Below are 5,288 nucleotides of genomic sequence, written 5' to 3'. Positions count from 1 at the left end.
GCCATGTGCTTCCGCCGGCGGAAGCATGTGTACTCCGTGTACGCGGCCGGGCCGGCCGGGTCAGCCGGTCTCCGGGCCGTCCGCCGCCTCTGACCGCTCGGCCGCCTCCCGCGTTTCCGCCCGTACGACCTCCGGATGGTGCAGGTCGAAGGCCGGGGACTCGGAGCGGATGCGCGGCAGCGTCAGGAAGTTGTGGCGCGGCGGCGGGCAGGACGTCGCCCACTCCAGCGAGCGGCCGAACCCCCACGGATCGTCGACGCCGACCTTCTGCCCGTACTTCGCGGTCTTCCAGACGTTGTAGAAGAACGGCAGCGTCGACAGGCCCAGCAGGAACGCCCCCACCGTGGAGAGGGTGTTGAGCGCAGTGAAGCCGTCGGCCGCCAGATAGTCCGCGTACCGCCGCGGCATGCCCTCCACGCCCAGCCAGTGCTGGACGAGGAACGTGGTGTGGAAGCCCACGAACAGCGTCCAGAAGTGCACCTTCCCGAGCCGCTCGTCGAGCAGCTTGCCGGTGAACTTCGGCCACCAGAAGTAGAAGCCCGCGAACATCGCGAACACCACCGTCCCGAACACCACGTAGTGGAAGTGCGCGACGACGAAGTACGTGTCCGTGACGTGGAAGTCCAGCGGCGGCGAGGCCAGGATCACGCCCGTGAGCCCGCCGAACAGGAAGCTCACCAGGAAGCCGATCGCCCACAGCATCGGCGTCTCGAAGGACAGCGAGCCGCGCCACATCGTGCCGATCCAGTTGAAGAACTTCACCCCGGTCGGCACCGCGATCAGGAACGACATGAACGAGAAGAAGGGCAGCAGCACCGCGCCCGTCGCGAACATATGGTGCGCCCACACCACCACCGACAGCCCGGTGATCGCCATCGTCGCGCCGATCAGCATGATGTAGCCGAAGATCGGCTTCCGGGAGAAGACCGGGATGATCTCCGTGACGATGCCGAAGAACGGCAGCGCGATGATGTAGACCTCGGGATGGCCGAAGAACCAGAACAGATGCTGCCACAGCAGCGCCCCGCCGTACGGGGCCTCGAAGACCACCGACCCGAACCGCCGGTCCGCCTCCAGCGAGAGCAGCGCCGCCGCCAGCACCGGGAAGGCCATCAGCACGAGGATCGAGGTGAAGAGCACGTTCCAGGTGAAGACCGGCATCCGGAACATCGTCATGCCGGGCGCGCGCATCCCGATGATCGTGGTCAGGAAGTTCACCGCGCCGAGGATCGTGCCGAAGCCGGCCAGCGCCAGCCCCATGATCCACATATCGGCGCCGCCGCCCGGCGACCGCACCATGCTGTTCAGCGGCGCGTACGCGGTCCAGCCGAAGGCCGCGCCGCCCGCGGGCATCAGCAGGCTGGCCACCACGATCAGCCCGCCGAACAGGAACAGCCAGTAGGAGAGCATGTTCAGCCGCGGGAAGGCGACGTCGGGGGAGCCGATCTGCAACGGCATGATCTCGTTGGCGAACCCCGCGAACGCCGGCGTCGCGAACAGCAGCAGCATGATCGTGCCGTGCGCCGTGAACGCCTCGTTGAACTCCTCGTTCGTCATGATCTGGAGTCCGGGCCGGGCCAGTTCGGTGCGCATCAGCAGCGCCAGCACGCCGCCGATCAGGAAGAAGCCGAACGCCGTGATCAGATAGAGGTGGCCGATCTTCTTGTGGTCGGTGGTGGTCAGCCAGTCGACGACGAACTTTCCGGGCCGACGCACCCGCACCGGAGGACCGGCGGCCGCCTGTGCGGTGTCCGCACCCATCTGCGCTCCCTCGATGTCGCCTGCGCCGCGGTGTTGGGATGTCCTGGCTGTGGGGCATTGAGCGTGGGGCCTACGAGCATGGGCCTACGAGCTTGGGCCTACGAGCATTCGGGCTCAGGCCATGATGCTCGCCGCCCGGCGGTTGCGCGAGGGCGCGTCGGGACGTGCGGGGGTGCGGATTACGCCTTATTCGGAGGGCTTCGGGGACTTCGGGGACTCCGGGGGCTCCGGGGGGAGCAGCGGTCCGAGCGGGCCGAGGTCCAGGTTGAGGTCCGCGGCGCTCAGCCCGTACCGCTCGCGCAGCTCGGTCATCCGCTCCGAGAGCAGCATCAGGGTCATCCCCATCCGCTCCTCCTGATCCTCCGTCAAGTCACCCTGGTCCACCCGGCGCAGGGCCTGACGCTCCATCAACTGCCGGAGCAGTTCCACGACGGTGAGGACCAGCTTCATCAGGTCGCGCTCGACGGTGTCCCGGTCCAGCTCGACCCGGCCGTGCACGGTGCGCTCGCTCACGCGCTCCACTCCTTCCCCCGCCGCCCCGGTACCGGGCTGCCGTCCCACGGCGACGGCACGTTCTCGTTCACCGAGCTGATGAGGGCGCGCAGATCGATCCGTACGAGATCGACGTCGGCGATCCGCAGCGTGATGTCACCGGCGATCACCGCCCCGCCCGCCAGCAGCCGGTCCAGCAGGTCCACGAGCGCGAGCTGCTCCTGTTCCCTCACGCGCCGGCCCCGCCGCCGCCCCGCTCCTCGCCGCCGGAGGACTCGTGGGAGGGCTCGGGGGACGCCTCTCGCGCGACGAAGGAGTACGGCGCCCAGGGCCCCGTCAGCTCCAGCCGCATGCCGTCCGCCGTCTGCGCCAGCTCGCCCACCCGCGAGGTGAACTCGGAGCTGCGCTCGCGGCGCACCAGATACGCGGCGTTCAGGACATTGCGGTCCGGGTCGCCGGAGAGCCGGGCGTCCTGCGGCGGGTGCAGCCGTACGCCCTCGGCCAGCGCGGAGAGCGTCTCGTGCACCAGGCGGGCGCGGTCGTCCGCGCGCTGCCACCGCTCCTCACGGGCCCGCTGCCGCGCTCCGCGCTGACGCAGATAGTCGCGCCCGGAGCGCCCGGAGCGCCCGGAGCGCCCGGAGCGACCCGATGAGGCGTCCGTCGTGGGCTGCTCGCCCTCCCCCTCCGCCTCGCCCGCCGCGTACGCCTTGACCCCCCACTCCACCCGCCCCTCCAGCCGGTCGAGCACCGAGCCGAACTCCTCCCGCTCGGCCGCCAGCACCCGCCGCAGCCCCGCCTCGTCGCGGTAGACGGTGGCCAGCCGCAGCGGCAGCACGCAGCGCTGCCGCGAGGCGGCGTCCACGACCCGCTGATGGGCGCGCGCCACCTCGCTCAGCCACGGCAGATCCTCCAGCCGCCTGCGCAGCCCCGCTTCGTCGAAGTCGGCGGCGGGCACCGGGCTGACCAGCGCGGCGAGCCCCAGGTGCCGTACGGTCCGCACGGGCCGGCCGCACACGCCGCCGACCGCTTCGAGCGCCGCGTCGGCCGCCTCGGCGTCCCGAGCGACGGCGTAGGCGTACAGCAGCTCCCCGGTCATCGGCTCCCCGGCCATCGGCTCCCCGGTCGTCGGCTCCCTGGTGGTCGGCTCTCCACCAGCCGACTCCTCGGGCGACGGCTCTCCGGTCATCGGGCCCTCGGACACCGCGACCCCTCCTCCCGTCCTCCGGTGTGCGTCCTGCCGCCCGTCGGCCTCCCCGCGGCCCCCGCTCACGGCTCGACGAAGCTGTACGGGGGCAGCGGGCCGTGCACGTTCAGCTCCATGTGCGGGTGGTTCCCCGTCAGCTCGTCGACGGTGCTCAGCAGCTCGTCGACCCCCTCGCCCTTCTCGACGAGGAAGGACATGTTCACGAACCAGCCGCCGCTCTCCGGCCCCGGCCGGCTCTCCTCGGACAGCGGCAGCAGCGCCTCCTCCACCAGCCGGGCGTCGCGCTCCTCGCGTTCGCGTACGCTGCCCGCGACCAGTTCGCCGAAGCGCAGCCGCTGCTCGTACGTGCCGCCGCCGGCCGCCCGGTTGGCCTCGGCGAGGGTGCGCAGCTCGGCGCTGTCGGCGAGGACGAGGTGGAGCACCGCGTCCTCGCGGTGTACGGCCTTCACGTTGTACTCGACGCGGCCGGTGAGCCGTTCCAGCTGTTCGTGGTACCGCTCGGCCTGTTCGGTGAGCACGGTGCGTACGGCCTTGTCGCTGGGGGAGACGCTGCCGAACCGCATGGGCAGCACGGCCGACACCTCGCCGACCCGCGCCAGCACCTGCTGGTGCGCCATCAGGTCGCGCCGCTTGGGCCGCAGGCGCTCCGGGCAGTCGCTGACGATCGCGGTGAGCCGTCCCTCGCTCAGCGCGCGCACGGGCCGCGGCGGGTCGCCGACGCCGGTGAGCGGCTCGGGGCACTCGACCTTCTCGCCGCGTGCGATGCCGTAGACATACGTGCCTTCTCGCGCTTCGTCCGTCGGTGGGCGGGAGGCGGGTTCAGCGGTCATGTCGCCGGTCTTCCTCTCCTGATCTCTCATGGCGCCCTCTCCCGGTCACTGGTGACCAGGGGCGCCGGGTGTCAGCCGCGGTCGGACCGCGAGCGCTCGTAGCGGCGGACGCGGCGGTAGCCGGTGAGGCGGCCGGCGGCGTCGAGCGTCACCTCGTAGAGCGCCATGAGACTCATCGTCTCGGGCACCCGGGTGACCTCCACGACCTCGGCCTCCACCGTCCAGCCGGCGTCGGTCCGCTCGAACCGGGAGACCGTCTCGGGCGTCCGCCCGGTCAGTTCGCCCAGTTGCTCGCGTGCCGCGCGCAGAAGTTCCAGCGGCGTCGGTTCGCCGTCCGCCGCGCTCTTGTCCCGCTTCTCAGGGGTGTCTGTCATAGGTGACCTCGGGGCAGCGGGTACCGCGCCGGAGCCCGCCCAAACCTGTGCGGGGATCAGGAGCGGGATGTGGCGGATTTGTGCAATCCATGTGCCCGCCCCCGCATTTCGCCGTGCCCCCGCGAATTCCGCCGCGCGGGCCCGCCCGCTAACCCCGCTCCGGATGTTATGGCGGGACGCGTCGATCGGCCCCCGGCATTCCCCGGCGAGAGCGCCGGGAATTTATCCGAAGACCGTTAGCGTGTCTTGGACACGGCAAGAGAAGCACCGTACGAGTGACGCGCGTAACGGCAAACCGGCGACGGTTTTCTGTGACAGAAGTGTGACCAGTGGGGAACGCGTCACGGATGAGTCCATGGCACGGGCCGGACTTCCGCCGCCGCACCCGGCGGCCTACGGTGGCTGCCATGGCACCTCTTCCCAAGCCCCCCTACGAACCCGAGGACGACCCCGCGCGGTACGTCGGCCTCGACGCCGCCAAGGCCGAGGAGCAGGCCCGCGCGCGCGGCTGGAGCACGGTGCGCGCGCTGCCGCCGGGCGCGATCATCACCATGGAGTACCAGGGCGGCAGGCTGAACTTCGAGGTCGAGCACGGCACGGTGCGCCGCTGCTGGAAGGGCTGACCGC

At 71.1% G+C, this 5,288-nt stretch carries 7 protein-coding genes; 1 reads left to right on the top strand and 6 read right to left on the bottom strand.

Features of this window, described 5'->3' with window-relative positions; all coding sequences use genetic code 11:
* Positions 1–60: 60 nt before the first annotated feature.
* The 6 genes from ctaD to gvpO form a co-directional block, all read right to left on the bottom strand.
* Complete coding sequence (ctaD, locus tag ACFU99_RS31900; protein ID WP_384398649.1) at positions 61–1,761, bottom strand: cytochrome c oxidase subunit I; 1,701 nt, start codon at positions 1,759–1,761, stop codon at positions 61–63.
* A 186-nt stretch (positions 1,762–1,947) separates the two neighbouring features.
* Positions 1,948–2,274 carry a gas vesicle protein K gene (locus ACFU99_RS31895; RefSeq protein WP_384398647.1) on the bottom strand — a complete coding sequence of 109 codons (327 nt, stop codon included), beginning with the start codon at positions 2,272–2,274 and terminating at the stop codon, positions 1,948–1,950.
* Positions 2,271–2,486: a gas vesicle protein gene (locus ACFU99_RS31890; protein ID WP_384398645.1), complete on the bottom strand. Its 216-nt coding sequence runs from the start codon at positions 2,484–2,486 to the stop codon at positions 2,271–2,273. Before ACFU99_RS31890 ends, ACFU99_RS31895 begins: the two co-directional genes overlap by 4 nt.
* Positions 2,483–3,454 (bottom strand): GvpL/GvpF family gas vesicle protein, encoded by a 972-nt coding sequence (locus ACFU99_RS31885; RefSeq protein ID WP_384398643.1) that lies wholly within the window; start codon positions 3,452–3,454, stop codon positions 2,483–2,485. Before ACFU99_RS31885 ends, ACFU99_RS31890 begins: the two co-directional genes overlap by 4 nt.
* Positions 3,455–3,519: 65 nt before the next feature.
* Positions 3,520–4,287: a GvpL/GvpF family gas vesicle protein gene (locus ACFU99_RS31880; RefSeq protein WP_384398641.1), complete on the bottom strand. Its 768-nt coding sequence runs from the start codon at positions 4,285–4,287 to the stop codon at positions 3,520–3,522.
* Between the two features lie 71 nt (positions 4,288–4,358).
* Positions 4,359–4,661 carry a gas vesicle protein GvpO gene (gvpO, locus tag ACFU99_RS31875; RefSeq protein ID WP_384398639.1) on the bottom strand — a complete coding sequence of 101 codons (303 nt, stop codon included), beginning with the start codon at positions 4,659–4,661 and terminating at the stop codon, positions 4,359–4,361.
* A gap of 407 nt (positions 4,662–5,068) precedes the next feature.
* Here gvpO and ACFU99_RS31870 point away from each other — a divergent pair, with 407 nt between their 5' ends.
* Positions 5,069–5,284, top strand: coding sequence for an I78 family peptidase inhibitor (locus ACFU99_RS31870; protein ID WP_384398637.1), 216 nt, complete (start codon positions 5,069–5,071; stop codon positions 5,282–5,284).
* The last annotated feature ends 4 nt before the right edge of the window (positions 5,285–5,288 follow it).

Origin of the sequence: Streptomyces sp. NPDC057654 (assembly GCF_042800135.1) — a bacterium.
In the GTDB taxonomy this organism is placed as follows: Bacteria; Actinomycetota; Actinomycetes; order Streptomycetales; family Streptomycetaceae; genus Streptomyces.
This window is presented reverse-complemented; position numbering and strand designations above follow the sequence as displayed.

Coding starts and splice junctions, on each gene's coding strand:
- ctaD (WP_384398649.1), bottom strand. CDS start 1,761: ATGGGTGCGGACACCGCACAGGCGGCCGCCGGTCCTCCGGTGCGGGTG.
- ACFU99_RS31880 (WP_384398641.1), bottom strand. CDS start 4,287: ATGACCGCTGAACCCGCCTCCCGCCCACCGACGGACGAAGCGCGAGAA.
- gvpO (WP_384398639.1), bottom strand. CDS start 4,661: ATGACAGACACCCCTGAGAAGCGGGACAAGAGCGCGGCGGACGGCGAA.
- ACFU99_RS31870 (WP_384398637.1), top strand. CDS start 5,069: ATGGCACCTCTTCCCAAGCCCCCCTACGAACCCGAGGACGACCCCGCG.